15 protein-coding genes, 1 tRNA gene and 1 pseudogene are annotated in these 19,945 nt (G+C 45.4%); 5 read left to right on the top strand and 12 right to left on the bottom strand.

What is annotated here, in order from left to right; all coding sequences use genetic code 11:
• Positions 1-36: 36 nt before the first annotated feature.
• The 3 genes from C805_RS21915 to C805_RS21925 form a co-directional block, all read right to left on the bottom strand.
• A complete protein-coding gene (locus C805_RS21915; protein ID WP_016216215.1) occupies positions 37-648 on the bottom strand; it encodes a GTP pyrophosphokinase in 612 nt (203 codons plus the stop codon).
• Positions 649-785: 137 nt separating this feature from the next.
• Complete coding sequence (locus C805_RS21920; RefSeq protein WP_016216216.1) at positions 786-3,392, bottom strand: KGGVGR-motif variant AAA ATPase; 2,607 nt, start codon at positions 3,390-3,392, stop codon at positions 786-788.
• 4 nt (positions 3,393-3,396) lie between these two features.
• Positions 3,397-3,855, bottom strand: a complete 459-nt coding sequence (locus C805_RS21925; protein ID WP_155957666.1) for a hypothetical protein — start codon at positions 3,853-3,855, stop codon at positions 3,397-3,399.
• Between the two features lie 193 nt (positions 3,856-4,048).
• Here C805_RS21925 and C805_RS21930 point away from each other — a divergent pair, with 193 nt between their 5' ends.
• Complete coding sequence (locus C805_RS21930) at positions 4,049-5,458, top strand: MocR-like pyridoxine biosynthesis transcription factor PdxR (protein WP_016216218.1); 1,410 nt, start codon at positions 4,049-4,051, stop codon at positions 5,456-5,458.
• On the opposite strand, the gene C805_RS21935 is transcribed toward C805_RS21930, so the two are convergent.
• The 8 genes and pseudogenes from C805_RS21935 to C805_RS27240 form a co-directional block, all read right to left on the bottom strand.
• Entirely contained in the window at positions 5,431-6,681 is a 1,251-nt protein-coding gene (locus tag C805_RS21935) for a DUF1015 domain-containing protein (RefSeq protein ID WP_016216219.1), read from the bottom strand. The two genes, C805_RS21930 and C805_RS21935, sit on opposite strands and share 28 nt — an antisense overlap.
• Positions 6,682-6,704: 23 nt before the next feature.
• A complete protein-coding gene (nth, locus tag C805_RS21940; RefSeq protein ID WP_016216220.1) occupies positions 6,705-7,340 on the bottom strand; it encodes an endonuclease III domain-containing protein in 636 nt (211 codons plus the stop codon).
• A 44-nt stretch (positions 7,341-7,384) separates the two neighbouring features.
• Entirely contained in the window at positions 7,385-8,164 is a 780-nt protein-coding gene (locus tag C805_RS21945; protein WP_016216221.1) for a PepSY domain-containing protein, read from the bottom strand.
• Positions 8,165-8,639: 475 nt separating this feature from the next.
• Positions 8,640-10,010, bottom strand: coding sequence for an McrC family protein (locus C805_RS21950; RefSeq protein ID WP_016216222.1), 1,371 nt, complete (start codon positions 10,008-10,010; stop codon positions 8,640-8,642).
• Complete coding sequence (locus tag C805_RS0106580; RefSeq protein WP_155957667.1) at positions 10,007-11,095, bottom strand: McrB family protein; 1,089 nt, start codon at positions 11,093-11,095, stop codon at positions 10,007-10,009. Before C805_RS0106580 ends, C805_RS21950 begins: the two co-directional genes overlap by 4 nt.
• Complete coding sequence (locus C805_RS21955) at positions 11,067-11,813, bottom strand: hypothetical protein (protein ID WP_016216224.1); 747 nt, start codon at positions 11,811-11,813, stop codon at positions 11,067-11,069. The genes C805_RS0106580 and C805_RS21955 overlap by 29 nt, the downstream gene beginning before the upstream one ends.
• Before the next feature lie 76 nt (positions 11,814-11,889).
• Entirely contained in the window at positions 11,890-13,227 is a 1,338-nt protein-coding gene (locus C805_RS0106585; RefSeq protein WP_031201673.1) for a citrate/2-methylcitrate synthase, read from the bottom strand.
• A 171-nt stretch (positions 13,228-13,398) separates the two neighbouring features.
• A pseudogene (locus C805_RS27240) lies at positions 13,399-13,803 on the bottom strand (MarR family transcriptional regulator); the annotation flags it as partial.
• 53 nt (positions 13,804-13,856) lie between these two features.
• Between C805_RS27240 and C805_RS21960 the strand changes: the two are divergent.
• The gene (locus C805_RS21960) at positions 13,857-14,441 is read left to right on the top strand and encodes a biotin transporter BioY (protein WP_016216226.1); all 585 of its coding nucleotides are present in this window, start codon (positions 13,857-13,859) and stop codon (positions 14,439-14,441) included.
• A gap of 71 nt (positions 14,442-14,512) precedes the next feature.
• Positions 14,513-14,586: transfer RNA gene (locus C805_RS21965), tRNA-Pro, on the top strand.
• A 404-nt stretch (positions 14,587-14,990) separates the two neighbouring features.
• On the opposite strand, the gene bsh is transcribed toward C805_RS21965, so the two are convergent.
• Positions 14,991-15,968: a choloylglycine hydrolase gene (bsh, locus tag C805_RS21970; RefSeq protein WP_016216227.1), complete on the bottom strand. Its 978-nt coding sequence runs from the start codon at positions 15,966-15,968 to the stop codon at positions 14,991-14,993.
• A gap of 122 nt (positions 15,969-16,090) precedes the next feature.
• Between bsh and C805_RS21975 the strand changes: the two genes are divergently transcribed.
• Positions 16,091-18,112, top strand: coding sequence for a TaqI-like C-terminal specificity domain-containing protein (locus C805_RS21975; protein WP_016216228.1), 2,022 nt, complete (start codon positions 16,091-16,093; stop codon positions 18,110-18,112).
• A 200-nt stretch (positions 18,113-18,312) separates the two neighbouring features.
• Positions 18,313-19,644: an NADP-specific glutamate dehydrogenase gene (gene gdhA, locus C805_RS21980; protein WP_016216229.1), complete on the top strand. Its 1,332-nt coding sequence runs from the start codon at positions 18,313-18,315 to the stop codon at positions 19,642-19,644.
• Positions 19,645-19,945: the final 301 nt, after the last annotated feature.

Raw genomic sequence — 19,945 nt, forward strand, 5'->3', positions numbered from 1 at the left:
TTGTGCTTTTTTGTATAATTTTGTCCTTTTTTGTCTTTAAATGGCTTCAATCCGCTTCCGCAGCTCCAGCACTTTACTGTCAATCTGCTCTATGGCATTGGCATATTCTTTCAGTTCACGGCTGATATTTTTCGCCTCCCGGTTTTCTTTTTTATACTGAAGCTGGTAATCAAGTCCCGCCCAGTAGTCCATGGCTCCGGTCCGAAGCTGTACCTCAATCCGAATCCATCGTACCTCTTCCTGAAAGGACACAGGTACCTGAAAGATCAGATGGAGACTGCGGTATCCGCTCTTTTTGGGGTTACGAATGTAATCTTTTTTCTTTAACAGGCGCATATCCCGCTGAGCGCAGAGCATTTCCCCAATCCGGTACAAATCGTCCGTATAGGTGCAGACCGCCCGTACTCCCACCACGTCGCTGACATGCTCCTCCATGGAGCGCACCGTTTCCGGCAGCCCCTTTTTCCGCAGTTTTGCGGCAATGCTGTCATAGGATTTAATCCTGCTGGAATAGCTGTGTATCACTTTCCTGCCGCAGCGCATACTGAGTTCCGCATTTATCATCTGCAGTCTGGCATTCATCAGGCTGATGCCCCACTGGCATTTTACAATAAAATCCTCCTGTCGTAAAAAATCTTTTAAGTCCATAGTTTCCTCCAACATATCTTATGTTTCCGTGCCATTTCATATAAAAACTGTTATACCACAGTTCTGCAACGAATTCTGTCGGAGTCTGGCGGAATTTCAGAAAAAGATGCTGTGGTGCAGGCGGGATGTGGATTACTTTAGTGTTTTAAAAGCAGAGACAGAACTTTTGGTCTTGCACCTCTTTCATATCTGAAACCCAGTGCATGTCTTACAATTTCAGGCAAATACAGCTTTTCTCCGTCTCTTGTCAGATATCCCGCCTGAATCATTAATTTTTCCTCCATAGGAGTGAGAAGATTCTCTCCAGGATTTAAAGGCAGAATTTTCTTTTCCTGCGTTAAATTTTTCAGTTTTTCCAATATAGGTTTCAACGTTTCATACTCTGTTTTAATTTCTTCAATTTTTTCTTCTGAACAGATTGACACGCCCTTGCGTATTTCTGCCGGCATCAGTATGCGGTCCTCATAAGACGGATTTCTTACAGCCGACCGCGCTGCATTTTTCAAAAAACGAATCATATCCCTTGCCTGCAGCTGACCATTAAAATCAGACAATGCTGCCAGAATCCACCTTGAAGAATATGCTTCGTTGGAATCATTTTTCCCCAATTTCAATCCCCAGAGTTTTTCCAGATGTCTGTCTATTACATCCCGTGTGGCATTTTCCACTGGAACAGACCCTTCGTAAAAATCACCTGCAGCCTGTCCCACCAGCCATACTGTCAGTTTTAAAGCCTCGTCAGAAGACCATTTCAGTTCCACATCTCCCTGAGATTGTTTAAACTGTTCGTAGTTTACAGTAATTGCATTTTGAGCCATATCGCTGCGTAAAAATATAATAATCCCCATGTTTTTATATTTGACTGACAATAAACTGACAATATCCTGACACAGAACCTGAACTGCCTCCTGTTGTATGGCATCCGAAGAAACATTGCGCAGAATATCTTCCAGACCATCTATCAAAAATACTATTTTTTCTCCCTGTTTTTCAAGTTCTTTATTTATCCGTTCGAAAGAATGGTATCTTTTATTCACAGAACCGGCAATCATCTGTTCCCAGAACGTCAGCCATTCCGTATTATGTCCACTCTGCAATTTGATTTTACCGGAATTATCCACATATAACGATTCCGGCACTTCCGCAAAAGAAAGATTTGTATTAAATTCACGAATACATTCCTGTAATACTTCATTCAATTGTCCGATATTTTTTGATGCCAGTACAGGCAGGATATGTCCTCCTTTTCTTCTGACATTTTTTTCATTAATATTGTCACAAAACGCAAACCACTGTTTTTTTTCTGCCAGCTGTCGATAGAGAAAAGTTTTACCGGAACCTTTGGCACCTCTGATGACCACAGCCGGAATATGAGTCTGATATCTGGTACATAAATTCTTTACAGATTTTGTCAGCAGCATCCCGGCAGCTCCATTCGCCTCCGCAGTAATTTGCCTGTCTGCAAAATGATAAATTTCATCCAGTATTATTTCACGCTGCTTTTCTCCAAAATTATTTTGCTTCGTGCTTTCCACGCCATAATACTGCCGGACAATAGTTTCCATGATACGATACATATCCCTGGGTTTCAGACGTTCCAGAATCTGTGAAAGTTTCGTTAAATGAATCAGTTCACTTGCAAAGGGAAGTTCAATTACCAGATTATCCAACAGCTGCTCATTATGCGTTTCTGTCTTAAAGCAGCTGATAAGCTCACCGATAATTTCCTCCTTCTCCACCGGATTCAGTTCAGGAGGCACCATGTTTAATAAAACTGTCGGCAGGTTTGCAGCTTCTGTTATTTCCAGTCCTTTTGCAAGATACTCAAGGAGCTTTTTTGTACCTGTCACAGACTGATAAGAAGTAGATGTTACAAAATATTTTTTAACCCTCGGATCAAAAAGCAATGGGGCTGAATACTCACTGATTCCGGCTCTCAGGTCAACAAGCACTGCAGAAGCGCAGAGACGACAGGCTATATGGGATATTATTTCTGCCAGAACATATGCTTTGTTCTTTCCTCTTATAACAGACCCTGGAGTAGCATACAAATCAAACAGCTGCTCATCATACCGGAATGTTGGCAAAAATATATGTTCCACTTCCTGCTGGTCTGTTTCAATGGAGACAGTCAGACTTCCCAGTTCCTGTACTGCTGTTTCCACCACACTTTCCATATTATCCATATCCTGAATCAATGTCAGCAAATCCAGATAGCTGAAATCATCTTCGTTTCCTCCTCCCTGTATCCAGGTCAGTCCGGGAGCCTCCAGGTCTGAATCTATAATAAGCAGCCTGTTTTTTTCATCATTTTTATGCACATTTGTCCATGCTCCTGCAAATGCAAGCAGGGAAAGGGTACGTCCAACACCACCCTTATAAGAATGAAATGCCACAACAGGACATGCCAGTTCTTTCAATGCACCGGAAGGATAAGCCGACTCACTGTAAATCACTTTCTCAAATAAAGGTTTCGTCATCTTTTTCCATACGTCATACTCCCTTTCGAAAGAAATATGGAGATATTCTCCCTCTCTGTCAAGGTTTATGATGCTGTCAGCAGAATTAATATTCCCTGGAAAAATATCGCCAAGTATGTCCAAAATCTGACTGTCACTCACATCCTCTTTTGCATATACTATCATTTCATCCGGATAAACTTCTATAGAATCTATGGAGCCTTCCCACTGGTTTCGTTTCTTCAGACAGTAACGTTCAATATCCTTCCATGTAAAAAATCTCATAAAATCAAATCTCCTCTTTCAACCACTCTGCAATAGCTTTCAATATTTTTTCAAATTCATTTAAAGAATCTGTTTCTCCCTTTTTTTGCTCTATGCAATACCTGCAAACCTGATGAAAATTTTCCGCTGTCACAACTTCATTATATTCTGTTTTAAACTCTTTGAACTGATAAACTTTAGCATGTTTTACTGCTTTAAGCAATAATCTGAAATCATGCGTCCCAAGAACTTTCTCCAGGTCTGTATCTGCCTGTGACGTTCTGTAAATATTATTATCCTGCATAATCTTGCATTTTAACCCGCACTCAACACAATAACACAAAAGAAGCCTGCGACTGATATCACTTCCATTTTTCCAGTTATCATAAGTATGGGCATGTTTCTGAAATGCACACTTGTAATTTTTTCTGTCTGCTCGTGTTTTTGCCATTTTATCTCCTGATTTTTGTATAAAATTATTCATTCCATAATCACTTCGTAATAAAATATGGAAACCTGTGCCCTTTTAAGCGGTATAATATCTGTCCACATTATACCATTTCATTAACTTTTCTATCAAGTTATTTACAAATCCTCTTTTGTTCATTATAATATTGGCAATACTGAAAAACTGATTTATAAGAGTTTTAAAACAGCCAGACTGGAGGCTTCCTCATATGCTTACCTATTCTTTTTCTGATATTGGCCCGGACAGCCTGTACGAATATTTGTATAAATGTATTAAAAATGATATTCTGAACGGAGTCCTGGCCCCCAATGACCGTCTCCCCTCAAAACGGAGTTTTGCCGGACATCTGAATGTCAGCACCATCACCATTGAAAATGCTTACGCCCAGCTTCTGGCAGAGGGCTATATTTATTCCATTCCCAAAAAAGGGTATTATGCTGCAGATATTTCTGCGGGCCCGGTTTCCGCACCTCAGCTCCCTGTCCGGGAACCCGTGCCGGAACAGCCGGAAGATGTTTATTTTGCGGATTTTACCAGCAGCCAGACCCATCCGGACACTTTTCCCTTTTCCATATGGGCAAAGCTGCTTCGGGAGGTTATCGGCAGCTTAAGTTCTGAACTGATGAAAAATCCCCCCGGCGGCGGTATTTTTCCTCTGCGGCAGGCCATAGCCGCCCATCTGAAAGATTTTCGCGGCATGTCTGTGCAGCCGGAACAGATTATTGTGGGAGCCGGCACGGAATACCTTTACGGCCTGCTGATTCAGCTGCTGGGCCGTGAAAAAATCTATGGAGTGGAAGAGCCCGGCTATCAGAAAATTTCTGCCATCTACAAAAGCAACCAGGTCACCTGCCGCCACATTCCCATGGACCGCCAGGGAATCTGTATTCACAATCTGGAAGAACTGAGAGCAGATATTGTACATATTTCTCCTTCCCACCATTTTCCCACGGGAATTGTAACCCCTGTGGGCCGCAGATATGAGCTGCTGGGCTGGGCTTCCGGTTCTGACTCCCGGTATATTATTGAAGATGATTATGACTGCGAATTTCGTTTTATGGGAAAGCCCATTCCTTCCCTCCAGAGTATAGATGTGATGGAAAAAGTCATTTATATGAACACCTTTACCAGGGCTCTGGCCTCCACTGTCCGAATCAGCTACATGGTACTGCCCCATCATCTGATGGAGCGTTTCCGCAGAACCATGGGATTTTATTCCTGTACGGTATCTAATTTTGAACAGTACACCCTGACCCGTTTTCTGCAGGACGGACATTTTGAGCGGCACATTAATCGTATGCGGAATTTTTACCACGGTCAGCGGGATTTACTTTTGAAAGGTTTAAAAAACAGCCCCCTCTCCCCCCATATTACCATTACGGAAGAAGACGCAGGGCTGCATTTTCTGATGTATGTCGATACCTCTGTTCCCGATGAAATCATTCTCCAACGGGCAAAATCACTGGGGCTGGGCATGGCTTCTCTGTCCCGGTATTATGCACAGGAATGTCCCTCTGTGGAACACACTTTTATTATGAACTATTCCGCCATTTCCCCGGAACACATGGAAGAAGCCATTTCACGTCTCTGTCAGGTGTTTGGATTCCCAATAGCATGAATGAACAGGCCGCTGCGCAGTTTCGGTTCAAACCAGGTGGATTTGGGGGGCATCAAAAGCCCTGCGTCTGCCACTGCAAACAGCTCCTGAATGGAAGTGGGAAACATGGCAAAAGCTGCCACACAGTCTGTTTTGCACCGCTCTTCCAGCCCTTCCAGTCCACGGATTCCTCCCACAAAGTCAATCCGATTGTCAGTTTTCGGGTCTTTAATCCCAAGAACAGGAGCCAGAAGACGGTTCTGCAGTACCGACACATCCAGCCCTTCCACCGGATCGTCCGGAATATCTTCCGGCTTCATGGCGCACCGATACCAGGCGCCCTTCAGATACATGGAAAATCTGCCCTTCTGCTCTGGCTTTGCTCCTGCCGCATCCGTTTTTTCTACCTGAAAAATTTCTGATACTTTTTCCAGAAATGCTTCTTCTGTCAGCCCGTTCAAATCCTTCACCACACGGTTATAGTCCATAATCATAAGCTGTTCGTCGGGAAACAGCACCGACAGAAAATAGTTGAATTCTTCTTCTCCGGTATAGCCGGGATGCTCTTTTCTACGCATCTGCCCTACCCGCACTGCCGAAGCAGCCCGGTGATGTCCGTCCGCAATATAGATTTCTCCGATTCCTGCAAAGGCTTTTTCCACCGTTTCAATCTGGTTCTCCTGGGAAATCACCCATACCTGATGACGGATTCCGTCTTCCGCTGTGAAATCATAGAGTGCCTCTTCTTTTTTTACTTTCTCCACCACTTCATTTATCATTGGACTGGAGCGGTAAGCCAGAAAAATCGGCCCGGTCTGGGCATTGCAGATACTCACATGATTAATTCTGTCCTTTTCCTTTTCCGCTCTGGTATTTTCATGCTTTTTTATCACGCCTTTTTCGTAGTCGTCAATGGAAGCACAGGCTGCAATTCCGGTCTGGCTCCTGCCGTTCATGGTCAGCTCGTATATATAATAACATCTTTTTTCTTCTGTTACAAAGGAACCGTTTTTTACCATCTCCCACAGAGTATCGTGGGCTTTCCGGTATACCTGGGAATCGTAAGTATCTACGGTATCCGCAAGCTGAGTTTCTGCCCGGTCTATTTTCAGAAAACTTTCCGGATGTTTCAACACTTCCTCTTTCGCTTCTCTCCGATTGTACACATCATAGGGAAGTGCCGCTATTTCGGCTGCTTTTTCCCTGGCTGGTCTGATTGCACAAAAAGGTCTGATTACTGCCATCTGTATTTCCTCACTTTCTCTGTTTATACACCATTTCGGGCGCACAGGTCACTGACACAACATGCTTCACAGCGGGGACTGGTCCGCGCAGTACACACATCTCTGCCATGATACACCAGTCTGTGGCAGAAGCCGCTGCCTTCCTCCGGCGGTATCAGCTTCCACAGGGCCATCTCCACTTTTTCAGGTTCTTTGATATTATCCACCAGTCCCATACGGTTTACCAGACGGATACAGTGGGTATCTGTAACAATGGCAGGTTTCCCAAACACGTCTCCCATAATCAGATTGGCGCTTTTTCTTCCCACACCGGGCAGTTTCAGCAGTTCCTGGAAATCATCAGGAACTTTTCCTTCGTAGTTCTCCTGAATCATTTTCATACAGCCGCTGATATCCCTGGCTTTGCTTCGTCCCAGCCCGCATGGCCTGACAATCGCCTCGATGTCTTCCACCGGCGCTTCTGCCAGCGATGCGATATCCGGATATTTTGCATAAAGATCCTGTACCACCACATTTACTCTGGCATCCGTGCACTGAGCCGCCAGGCGAACGCTGACCAGCAGTTTCCATGCCTGATTATAATCCAGGGTACAACCTGCGTCCGGATACTCCTGCCTCAAACGTTCTATAAATTCAAGCGCCAGTTTTTCTTTTGTCATTTCCCTCTCCTCCTGACAGAAACATTTTCCTTTTGTATACTGTCCTATTCCATCTCATACTCCATTATGGCGCCTGTAGATGCGTTTACCTTACCGCTGTATTCTTTTCCTCCTGCATAAAATTCAATCTCATACTCTGTCACGCCGTCGTCCTGCTCCATCTCGACTTTTGTATAAGTCACCTGCTCCGGGGTGAATCCCCCATGTTTTAACAGGGCCTCTTTTGCTTCTTCCACAGAAATAATTCCCTGTCCCTGGAGATTTTCCGAAAGCTGTTCCACCGGCTCCTGAGAACTGCTAAGTACTGCCCCATCCTCAGCACTGATTTCATATTCGTATCTGATACCGCCGGCCACAAATTCAATTTCGTACTCTGTTACACCATCGTCATAGTCCAGTTCTTCTTTGATAATCACAGCTTCCTCCCCGGTCACCCCGGCATGTTCCAGGGCTGCCTCCCTGGCTTCCTCCTGACTGAGCTTCGGCTGATTTACCGTTCCTGTCTGATTTCCGTTCTGAGCTGTCTGTCCTGCTGTCTGCTGATCTGCCGGCGGCTGGCTGTTGTCTGATGACTGTTTCTCTTTCTGTTTACTTTCTGGCAACTCTTCATTCTTCTGCTGGCTGTCTGATAACTCTCCGTCTTTCTGCTGGCTGTCTGGGGACTGTCCATCCTGCCCCTGCCCGGACGCACTTTCCTGTGAAGGGCTGTCTTTTCGTATATCCTGATTTCCACATCCGGTTACTGCCAGCAGAACCATGGCCAGTATTAAGCAAACTCCGGTTCTGCGGAATATTTTTCTTTTGTGACAAATGATCTTTTTCATATCTCTGTTTCCTTTCTGTGAATTTTACAGATAACGGTTAAAACCGCATCAGCTGCCCTTCTATTGTACAAAAAAAATCCTGTCTGGTAAAGAGAAATTATTCCGGACAGGATTTTAAATTATTTTTACCCATATGCAGTTGTCGGAACTTTTTATAATGGAACCCTCCTGCAAAATTTTCTCTGCTTTGAATGGCCGGGTATTAAGGATAAAATTTTTGCATAGAAGCATATTGAAAAACATTTTTGCATATGCTATAATGCCAACAGGCAAAAAGAAATGAAAAGTCCACGTTGACAAAAGAACGAATCCCTAAACTGTATGGCAGTACGGTTTAGGGATTCTTCTTTACTTTTATACTGGCAAAGCACCCAGCAGGTTATTTGTTGCTCCTGTCATCGCCGTCTAACCATTTAATGATGCAGTGGCAAGCTACACCAGCCGCAACAGCGATAAAAAAAGATATGAACATCAATCATTCCAGCACTCGCCACAGAATCCCCCGCAGCAGTTCCCTGGTTTCTCCTTCATTCTCCCCGAAGGCAAAAGGCACTTTCAATATTTCCAGCGGAATGCAGGACGAATCTTTGTCCGTTCCCAGGTGAATATCAAAACGCACCTCCATGGTTTCCGGCTCCTCATCACGATGAAGGGGATAGAGCAGATACAGTTTCCTGGCACCTCGTTTTGCGGCATAGACGGCCATCTGTTTTATATCATTATCGCTCACCTTTAATTTCCGGTTCTCCTTCACCTTCCGGAACCGGTCAATTTCCTTGTATTTTGCATCCAGCACCACAATTCCCCGGTCAGATTCAATCAGAATATCTTCCCGCAGCCGGAAAATATCTCCCAGATTTTCCCCGTCCACCACCAGGCTGGCCAGGTACTGATCCCCGGTCTGGGTTCTCACCTGCGCTGTTCCCTGAAACATTTCCTTTATAAAACCGCTCAGAAATCCTTCAAACAGCAGTTCCGCCGGAAACAGAAAGCAAAAGGTATCTGCCACCCCAGTCTGGCAGGAAGCAGACTGATTCAGCAGGAACATTTTGCTCATACTCAGAATGATCCGGTAATGGGAGTGAAGAAGATTCAGGTGCACTCCATCGCAGTCACCAGGCCGGCAGACCTGGCTGGTCACATCCCCCAGTTTCATAAGAATATTCTGCAGAATCTGTTTCGTCCCGTCCTGACCGGTCAGATTCAGCAGGAGCTGGCAGGTACACTTTACAATCCGGTTCATCTGATTGTCAAATACAAATCCAGAATATGTATAATTCAGATGATGAGGCTGTCCGGCAGCATAATTCCCGGCATAATTATTAAAATTAATTCTTCCTTTTATAAATGTTCCGGTTTCTGCAATTTCCTCATACTGGTAATACCGCTGCCGGTCCACTGCCGCCTTTACATAGTGGACATAAACGGTGATAAACAGTTCCAGAAGATTTTCCGTATGTGACAGCTGACTCTTTACAGAGATAAAAGGAAAATGCAGTCTGTCACAGTAGCCAAGCCAGTAAACCAGATTCTTTATCAAATCGTCCGGCATCAGCCTGTCCCCATCAGAATCGTCCTCATCTTCTTTAAAGATTTTAGGAAAAATATTGAGCTGCCCGCCTCGAAATAAAATGGTGCCGATATAATTCTGAAGTTTAATTCCGTCTTTTTTATCAAAATCAATAAACTGCTGCCGGCTGGTCACCTGCCCATCCCTGTAAAAGACAGCCCGCTGCCGCCAGTTTTCCTGCAGAAACTGCTCCAGCTCTGCCAGCGCCCCTGGTTCCTGCCAGGCTTTTGGCAGGCGCTCTGTTTTCAGTTTCATAAATTCAAAACCATTTGTCATTGGCTGCCCTTCTCTTTTACCCGAACCCTCCGGTTTCCTGTACCATCCGTTTCAAAATTGCTGTCTGAAATACATTCCAGCGCCTTTTTTACCTTTGCTTCCTCATCATAAAAATACTCATACAGCAGAGGGATTATATTCCGGTTCATAATATTTCCCAGATCTTTTTCCCGTTTTCCGATAAAAAAGGAATGTCCCACCAGCAAATCCGTACTCCGCAGTTCCCGCCGCAGATACCTGTTCAGTCTGACCATCACATCCCTGAGCACGGCATCTCCAATCAGTTCCGGCCTGGGAGCCAGTTCCACAAAATCAAATCTTCTGCGCAATGCGGCGTCAATCAGTGAAATGGATTTATCTGCCGAATTCATGGTGCCAATCACATACAGATTGTTCGGAATGGCAAATAACTCTCCCAGCGGCAGCGTAACTGCAAGCTGGTTCTGTTCTCCCCAGCGTTTATCTTCTTCCAGCAGTGTAATCAGTTCTCCGAAAATTCTGGAAATATTTCCTCTGTTAATCTCATCAATAACAATCACATAACTGTTCTCCATATCTTTCCGGGCAGCATCGGCCATCTTCTTGAAAATACCGTCTGCTACCTGAAATGATACTGTCTCCCCGGAAGTCCCAGGGCGGATACCCTGAATAAATTCCTCATATCCGTAGCTCTGATGAAACGTAGTAAAAACGATCTGACCGGAAGCCCTGTATGATTCCCAGGTTTCCATTTGGACAGTCCGTTCATGATTCGTAAGCGGCGCTTCCGAAACAGCTCTGTTTTCCAGAATGGCAAGGGCATATTCCACCGCACTGTAGGTTTTGCCCGTTCCCGGCGCCCCGTAAAGAATCTGGTTCAGAGGATGCAGCGTCTGCTGCCTGGGTTTCCGGGCTGGCAGCCCGCCGGAAGCCAGTTCTGGCATAACCGCTCTTTCTTCGGATTTCTGTTGAGGGCTGTGTGCAGCCCCTTCATACAGATTCCTTTCTTCCATAATCTTCCTCAGTCTGGCGTCAATCCGGGCATCAATCATTTTTTCCGCTTCCTGGGACACATGCTCACCTCTCATCTGTAATTTTATCTGCAAGTTCCTGAAGTTCTCCGTTTAATGTAAGTTTCAAATTCAGGTTCTTCCCTTCTTCCCGGAGAAATCCCGCATATGCAAAGTTACCGGATACATAAATATGGGACAGCTTATTTGCCACCACATCTCCGTCCTGGAAAGATAACTTTCCCGCCCGATATTCATCTATCAGACGGAAAAGCTCTGTCTCCTGCTGCAGGTCGTCATCTCTGCGGATAATGGTATTGAGCAGATACCATTCCCAGTAATCCAGATATCCATACGCTTTCAATGCTTTCAGCGTGGCTTTTAACGGATGCAGCATTCCTTTTTCACAGGTATAGGAAATCAGCTCTTTCTGATAATACAGGCGGTAAATCTCCCGCAGCTCCTGAATCTGCTCCAGATGAGCCTCCGTGGGCTTCTGCCCCATAAGCTGTTCCGTTTCCAGCAATCCCAGCAGCATCCGCCCGTTCTTCGTGTAAATCTGCTCTCTGTCCGGAATTTCAGAAGATTTGAGAACCCCCTTTTTCAGAATACCGAATTCCTCCATCATCCGCTTGATGGTTCTTATCTGGCCCGGCTTTGTTCCCAGTTCTTCTGCCATATACCGCTGCAAAGACCCCCAGCTTCTTCTGCCGGACTGCTCTGAATCATTCAGAATCCCGGTAATTTCCAGAATCTGCTGATGGAGTTTTTCTGATATTTTTCTCCCCTCATAGTTCCATCCCATCAGTTTCATGGATTTTCCGCCCCTCCTGCCAGACTGTCTTTATGTATCTGTCTGTTATCATACTCCCGAAACAAAAGATATCCGGCTATTCCTTTTCTTCCATAACGCTCATGTAGGCAGGACGGATAATCTTATTCATTCCAATCAGTTCTTCCATGCGATGAGCACTCCAGCCCACGATTCGGGCAATGGCAAAAATAGCCGTATACAGCTCTTTGGGAATCCCCAGCATCTCATATACAAACCCGCTGTAAAAATCCACATTCGGGCTTACTCCCTTGAAAATATGACGTTTCTTTGCAATCAGTCTTGGGGCCAGTTCCTCAATGCTGTTATAAAGCAGCATATCTTCCTCCCGTGCCTTTGCTGCAGCCAGCTTCTCCACATATTTCTTAAATACCTGTTCTCTTGGGTCGGACAGGGAATACACCGCATGTCCCATTCCATAAATCAGACCCTTGCCGTCAAAGGCCTCTCCTTCCAGAATTTTACTTAAATATGCTTCAATTTCATCCATGTCATGCACATCATGAATATGACCCCGGATATTTTCCATCATTTCCATTACTTTTATGTTGGCCCCGCCATGTTTGGGCCCCTTCAGGGACGACATGGCCGCCGCAATGGAAGAATAAGTGTCTGAACCGGAAGAAGTCACTACCCTTGTGGTAAAAGTAGAGTTGTTTCCGCCTCCATGTTCCATATGCAAAAGAAGCGCCACATCCAGTACCTTGGCTTCCAGCCTGCTGTACTGTTTATCGGGACGCAGCATCAACAGCAGATTTTCCGCTGTGGAAAGCTCCGGCTCCGGCCGGTGTATGTACATGCTGTCGTCATTTTCGTAATGGTTGTAGGCATGATAGCCATATACAGCCAGCATGGGAAAAATACTGATAAGCTCAATGCACTGGCGCAGACTGTTGCTTATCACTTCCGGAGAATCCATCTGGCTGTCATAAGACGCCAGCGTCAGAATACTCCTGGTCATGGAATTCATAATATCCTTGGTGGGAGCTTTCATGATGACGTCTCTGGTAAAGTTGGTGGGAAGGGTTCTGCACCGGGCCATAATCCCGCAAAATTCTCTCAGTTCTTCCTCTCCCGGCATTTCACCAAACAACAGCAGGTAAGCTGTTTTTTCAAAGCCAAACCCGTCGTCTCCCATTCGTTTCACAAGATTCTGCACATTATAGCCACGGTACCACAGCTGTCCGTCACAGGGTTCCTTCTTTCCGTTCACATCCTGAAAAGATACGATTTTGGAAATGGTGGTAAGCCCCGTGAGCACACCCTTTCCATTCATGTCACGCAGTCCCCGGTTTACCCCGTACTCCTCAAATAATTTATCTGAAATACTGTCATTTTTCCTGCAGACTGTTTCCTGTTTTATGGCATAATCCATCAGTTCGTTTTCGTTTCTCATATTGTACCTCCTTCGATTGCACAGGGCATCCTTCATATTCTGATTCACTTTCCCGGACACCTGAAGCAGCACTTTCTTTTCCTCCTCCGTCACTCCGTTCAGTATAATGTTATACATCTGCATACGCAGCTCTGATACCTGAGCCACCAGTCCGGCTGCCTGTTCTGTCAGCATCAGGTGCCTGCACCGGCGGTCTGACCGGTCCGGCACCGCATAGATTAACTGCTGCTTTACCATACGGTCCACAGACTGTGAAATATGCCCTTTGTTAAATAAATTGAGACTGCTGATATCTTTCGATGTGTTGCGTTCCCCGGACTTATAGAGAAAATACAGAATGTCAATATCAATTTTCCGCAGATGATATTCTGCGCGCAATGCTTCGATTTTCCGGTTATATAATGTCTGAAACTGAGTCCCCTGCAGAAGACCCTCAAGCATCCAGTCCATCTCTCTTACCTCATAGTTTAATTTTAAACTAAATATACCACTTCTTCCGGCAGAAATCAAGCAAAAATTATTTCCGTTCCTTTTACAGAGGTTAATTGTAAACTTTTCAAATATTTTAGTTGACATTTTGCGCGTCAGCTTTTATAATCATACGCATAGATAAAATTCAGGAGGATATTATGAAAAAATCACCTTTAAACACAAAAGACTCTTTCTCTTCTCCCGCTTTTTTTTCCATTCGCCAGATTGCTGTTATCGGTCTGATGACTGGCATTACCTGCATTCTGGCCCCCTGTTCCCTTCCCATTGGACCGGTGCCGATTTCTCTGACAAATCTTGTCATTTATTTTTCTCTGTATCTTCTGGGCACCAGAGATGCATCCATCAGTTATCTGGTCTATCTGTTAATCGGGCTGGCCGGTATGCCTGTCTTTTCCGGGTTCACCAGCGGACCGGAAAAACTTTTCGGTCCTACCGGAGGTTATCTGGCAGGTTTTCTTCCCATGGCCGTTATTGCCGGAATTTTCATTGAAAAATTTTCTTCCAGCCGTATCCTCTGTCTGATTGGAATGATTCTGGGTACCATCGTCTGCTATGTACTGGGTACCTCATGGCTGGCGTTTCAGGCTAATCTTGATTTTAAGTCCGCACTTTTTGCCGGGGTTATCCCTTTTCTTCCCGGAGATCTCATAAAAATGGTTCTGGCAATGACCCTTGGGCCGCAAATCCGCAGCCAGTTAATCCGCTCCGGCCTGGATTCCTGAAAAGAATCATGAAAAGAAAATCAAAATTGTTGACAAACCTCGAAAAGTATGTTATTATGCCATAGTGACATCGATGCGTGGCTCAGCTTGGTAGAGCGCTGCGTTCGGGACGCAGAGGTCGCAGGTTCAAATCCTGTCGCATCGATTCCTGGCAGGGGTGCCGGAAACCTTTAAAATCAAGGGTTTCCGGCCTTTTTTTGCGTTTCTGGGAGTGTTTGCATGAGGGTAAAATACAGGGGCGGGCCAACAAAATTCCAGCAGATTTTTAATTATGCTGTCACAGGCTCCCATAAGGAGGAATGACAGATGGAGTCTTTGAATAAAAGCGCTGTCCATTTTAAAAAACTTCTTGAACACTCTTAGCAGATGTGCTATAGTATACACATAAAAAACAACCGCCCACAAGGGGTTGACCAAATGATTATGATAGCAATGCCACCCTTTCACTCGCCAAAGTACAAGGGTGGCTTTTGCTATGTAAGGCTATTTACCAAACGTAAAAACGAATGTAAGCAACACCAGAAGACAACAAAGTCCCACCAAAATTTCTCAGTTCATCCATGCCACCTGCTGAGAATTCCTCAGCGGAAACCTCCTGCACTGGCAGCCATTCATGTTTTCCCGGTTCATATTTATCCCGGTCAGCTGGCTGTTGGAATAAGTCTTATAATAATAAATGCCCTTATCTGCATTGATACAGCAGGAATAACGGGTAATTTCATAACACTTCTCCGGAGTAATCACGCTCCCCCTTACCATGGCCACCGAATCCAGCATATGGAAAAACTGAGAAATACTGCTCTGTTCATCCTCCTCACAGACAGAATTCATGCTCAGATAAGAAGCCTTTACAAACCGGGATGCGGGAGAAAAATCCCCAGGCAGGCCAAAGCTCCCCAGTCCCTGCCCAAAAGACTGCAGCGTGGAAATCCGTTTAAAACAGTTTTCAGGCGGCCCAGGCGTCAGATTCTGATACTGGCAGATATTTGTCATCTGGAAAGGAAAAGACGGATTATTCGTCAGCACTCCCACGGAATTTTCAAAAACCTCCAGCCCGCTTTTGGAGGACTCCAGTACAATAGACGTTTCCCTGTCTGCAATATGCCAGTGAAGAGGCGTCAGAGGCACTTCTTCGCTGAATGGAATCCCGATTAAATGAGTGGCTGCCAGCAGCTCTTTTGCTTCCTCCACAGAAGCGCATTTTCCCAGAACCCAGTATACCAGCTCAAAAGGAGAAATATTGGCGCTGCCTTCCTTTTCCTCCGTGGGATAATATGCACTGTCGGGAAAATTCAGTCCTGCCATACAAAGACCTTTCTCATTCACCGCTTCTGCATACAACGGAATACCCTTAATCACAGACGCCATCCCCAACATGGCATAATGACGGTGCAGCATACCCTCCTTTCGGAACTGAAAAGCATAATTTCTCGGTGTAAACACCACGCACTCCTGAAATCCCTCGGTCAGATCCATGGTCCGCCCAAAATAAAAATCCTTTGTTTTCATTGCAATACTGGTACACATCGCTTCTCCTTTTCTGCCCTTTTGACAGGCCAAACACCTTATGTTATGCTTTATCATATCCAGAAACCACTTCAAATATGAAAACAATTATTGCAGGCACCTGTAATTACAGGAGAAAAATCATGAAACCATCTGAAAAAAAAGAATATTCTCTGCCTGAACTCTGCAGTCTTCTCTCCATTTCCCCGGCCACCGGACGAAACTGGATAAAGCTGGGAAAACTCCTTCCCTCCGCCAGACGGAATGGAAAGCCCTGTTTCTCAGCCGCATACGCTGAGGAACTTCTGACGCAGCTGAAAGAAAAACCCGGAAGCGCTCTGAAATCCAGAAGAAACAAGAAATACATTACCGGAAACAGCACATACCGGAATTATCTTCCACCAGGCTCTCCCAATCTGGGTCAGATCGAAAACCTGCTGGTACAGCTTTCCGGGCTCTCCCTGACAGACCGCCAGATTCGTGCGGTTCTGGCAGAATGCGCCCTGCAGCTTCTGTACCCCGCCGAAAAACGGAAGACCGAACTTACAGGTCATCTTCTGTCCCATTTTCTCAGAGGTTCCCTGCCCCTTAAGGAATATGGGGTACTTGTCCATGACCTCTTAACAGGGAAAGAACAGCAGGACTGCCAATGTTTATCAGAGTTCCTGAAAGAAGATATTCTTAAGAACCTTTCAGTCACCCTTCTGCCGGAAAAAAATGCGGATATTCTGGGCATGATTTATATTTCTCTGAAAAATCTGGGTGAACGGAAAGCCGCAGGCTCTTACTATACCCCTGCCCATATCGTGAAAAAATTAACGGACAGCCTGCTGCCAGAACAGTTCCGGGAACAGCCTTTCAACGTTCTGGACCCATGCTGCGGCACCGGAAATTTCCTGCTGCAGCTTCCGGACAGCTTACCGCTGGAACAGATTTTCGGACAGGATACCGATGCAGACAGTATCTTCCTTGCCAGAATCAACATGGCCCTGAAATTTCAGCATGAACCCGTTTCCAGAATCAAAAAACAAATCCGTCTCCGGGATTTTCTTCTGGAACAGGACTCCCGCCAATACCGCCTGATTCTTGGAAATCCCCCCTGGGGCTTTCAGTTTGACAAAACTGCCGAAAACTATATAAAAAAGAATTTTCAGACCGCCGGAAAAAATCATACGGAATCCTGCGATGTTTTTCTGGAACAGGCCCTTACCCGTACAGCCCCCAACGGCACCGTCGCATTCATAATCCCCGAAGCTGTGCTTCATGTAAAATCCCATCTGCCGGTGCGCAGACTGATTGCAGCCCGGACCCGGATAGAACGCCTGGAATACCTGGAAAATGCTTTCCACGGCGTACAGTGCCCCGCTGTCATTTTACAACTCACAAATACCGGACGTCCGCTGGACACAAAAAATATGAAAATTTCCGGCCAAAACCGGGAATTTGAAATACTGCTCAGCCGCAGCGTAAACCCTGAAAATTTTAATTTTCACATAACAGATAAAGCATATCAGTTAATCGAAAAAACAGAAAAACAGCATAACATGACCTTTCTGAAGGGCCAGGCAGAATTTGCTCTTGGCATTGTCACAGGCAATAATTCCGCACTGCTCCAGCACAGGAAAACCGACCACAATGAAGTGGTGCTGAAAGGAACTGATATTCACAGATACCGGATTACGCCTCAGAACCTTTACCTCACCTATCAGCCGGAAACCTTTCAGCAGTGCGCGCCTGAATCCTGCTACCGGGCGGATGAAAAACTCCTGTACCGTTTTATCGGCAGCCAGCTTGTGTTTGCTTACGACAACCGGAAACGCCTGTCCCTGAACAGCTGCAACATTTTAATTCCACGGATTCCTCACCTGGACATCCGATATGTTCTGGCCCTCTTAAATTCCAGAACTGCCCAGTTTATTTATGAAAATAAATTTCACTCCCTGAAAGTGCTGCGCGCCAGTCTGGAACAGATTCCCATTCCCCCCATACCACAGCAGGAACAGCAGTGCATTATTTCCCTTACAGAAAAGCTGTCAGAGGAAACCGATTCACGCAAATGGCTGGAATACTATAACAAAGCAGACCTGCTGATTGCCGCAGCCTATGGGCTGACAGAAGAAGAATACCGGATGATTATCTTTTCCTCCCAGGAAATATTCAGGTAATTCCAGATAATACATTGTTTTGCCGCAATAAAAAGTGATTTGTATGAAGAATTCAATTTTTTATCTGAATACTTCGGTTTACATCCGCACTCTGTTACAATAAAACTGTAAAGAATAAAAGAAAAATATTGCAAAATAAAAAAAATAATACTAAAATATATCTGTTGATGATAATTCTAACAATATAAGGAGAAAATAATATGAGCTATGTTGATGAAGTATTAGAACGTGTAATTGCAAAAAACCCGGCAGAACCTGAATTTCATCAGGCAGCAAAAGAAGTTCTGAATTCTTTGCGCCCGGTTATTGAAGCAAATGAAGAAACATATCGCAGAGAAGCCCTTTTAGAGCGTCTGACCGAACCGGACAGACAGTTCAAATTCCGCGTACCATGGGTAGACGACAAAGGCCAGGTACAGGTAAACACCGGTTACCGCGTACAGTTCAACAACAGCATTGGACCTTACAAAGGAGGCTTAAGGCTTCATCCTTCCGTAAACCTTGGAATCATCAAATTCCTGGGATTTGAACAGATTTTCAAAAACTCTCTCACAGGACTTCCCATCGGCGGCGGCAAAGGCGGTTCCGACTTCGATCCCAAAGGAAAATCCGACCGTGAAGTTATGGCGTTCTGCCAGAGTTTTATGACAGAGCTCTGTAAATACATCGGCGCAGATACCGACGTTCCTGCAGGAGATATCGGAACAGGAGCCAGAGAAATCGGCTACATGTTCGGCCAGTTCAAAAAAATCCGCGGAACTTATGAAGGCGTGCTCACCGGCAAAGGCCTTTCCTACGGCGGCTCTCTGGCCCGTACGGAAGCTACCGGATACGGCCTGCTGTACCTGACCGAAGAAATGCTTAAATGCAACGGACACGACATGAAGGACAAAATCATCTGCGTATCCGGCTCCGGAAATGTGGCTATCTATGCAACCCAGAAAGCACACCAGTTAGGCGCCAGAGTAGTCACTGTCAGCGACTCCACCGGATGGGTATATGATCCGGAAGGCATTGATGTGGCACTGCTGAAAGAAGTAAAAGAAGTAAAACGTGCGCGTCTCACCGAATATGCGGCAGCAAGACCCGGCGCAGAATATCATGAGGGCAGAGGCGTATGGAGCGTAAAATGTGATATTGCCCTTCCATGTGCAACCCAGAATGAACTGCTTTTGGATGACGCAAAAGCTCTGGTGGCAAACGGATGTATTGCAGTTGCAGAAGGCGCTAACATGCCCACCACACTGGAAGCAACCGAATATCTGCAGCAGAATAAAGTATTATTTGCTCCCGGAAAAGCTGCAAACGCCGGCGGCGTAGCCACCTCCGCACTGGAAATGAGCCAGAACTCCGAACGCCTGAGCTGGACTTTTGAAGAAGTAGACAGCAAACTTCAGGGTATCATGGTAAATATTTTCCATAACCTGGACAATGCCGCAAAACGTTATGGCAAAGAAGGCGACTACGTGGCAGGAGCAAACATTGCCGGATTTGAAAAAGTGGCAGAAGCCATGATAGCTCAGGGCGTATAATTACCCAGGACCTATGCCAAAAATGATACCGGAATATTCCTGCATTTTTAAAACAGCATAAATTCTGTTTCTGACACAAGTACACAGATTTGCCCTGAGGGATACCAGGCCTGCCTGGAAATTCTTCCGGGCGGTCACACAGTAACTTCTCTGTGCCCGGGAATGGGTGCATGTGTCAAAAGAGTGCGTTGTACCTGCTCTGTACCATATATTGATGTGGAAATTCATCTGCAATAGCAATATATGGTATGAGCTCTGCACCCGGCTCTCTTTTCTTTCCTATATACATAATTTTCATGCT

This window comes from Eubacterium sp. 14-2, from assembly GCF_000403845.2.
Classification (GTDB): Bacteria; Bacillota; Clostridia; order Lachnospirales; family Lachnospiraceae; genus Petralouisia.

Coding starts and splice junctions, on each gene's coding strand:
- C805_RS21915 (WP_016216215.1), bottom strand. CDS start 648: ATGGACTTAAAAGATTTTTTACGACAGGAGGATTTTATTGTAAAATGC.
- C805_RS21920 (WP_016216216.1), bottom strand. CDS start 3,392: ATGAGATTTTTTACATGGAAGGATATTGAACGTTACTGTCTGAAGAAA.
- C805_RS21925 (WP_155957666.1), bottom strand. CDS start 3,855: ATGAATAATTTTATACAAAAATCAGGAGATAAAATGGCAAAAACACGA.
- C805_RS21930 (WP_016216218.1), top strand. CDS start 4,049: ATGCTTACCTATTCTTTTTCTGATATTGGCCCGGACAGCCTGTACGAA.
- C805_RS21935 (WP_016216219.1), bottom strand. CDS start 6,681: ATGGCAGTAATCAGACCTTTTTGTGCAATCAGACCAGCCAGGGAAAAA.
- nth (WP_016216220.1), bottom strand. CDS start 7,340: ATGACAAAAGAAAAACTGGCGCTTGAATTTATAGAACGTTTGAGGCAG.
- C805_RS21945 (WP_016216221.1), bottom strand. CDS start 8,164: ATGAAAAAGATCATTTGTCACAAAAGAAAAATATTCCGCAGAACCGGA.
- C805_RS21950 (WP_016216222.1), bottom strand. CDS start 10,010: ATGACAAATGGTTTTGAATTTATGAAACTGAAAACAGAGCGCCTGCCA.
- C805_RS21955 (WP_016216224.1), bottom strand. CDS start 11,813: ATGAAACTGATGGGATGGAACTATGAGGGGAGAAAAATATCAGAAAAA.
- C805_RS0106585 (WP_031201673.1), bottom strand. CDS start 13,227: ATGAGAAACGAAAACGAACTGATGGATTATGCCATAAAACAGGAAACA.
- C805_RS21960 (WP_016216226.1), top strand. CDS start 13,857: ATGAAAAAATCACCTTTAAACACAAAAGACTCTTTCTCTTCTCCCGCT.
- bsh (WP_016216227.1), bottom strand. CDS start 15,968: ATGTGTACCAGTATTGCAATGAAAACAAAGGATTTTTATTTTGGGCGG.
- C805_RS21975 (WP_016216228.1), top strand. CDS start 16,091: ATGAAACCATCTGAAAAAAAAGAATATTCTCTGCCTGAACTCTGCAGT.
- gdhA (WP_016216229.1), top strand. CDS start 18,313: ATGAGCTATGTTGATGAAGTATTAGAACGTGTAATTGCAAAAAACCCG.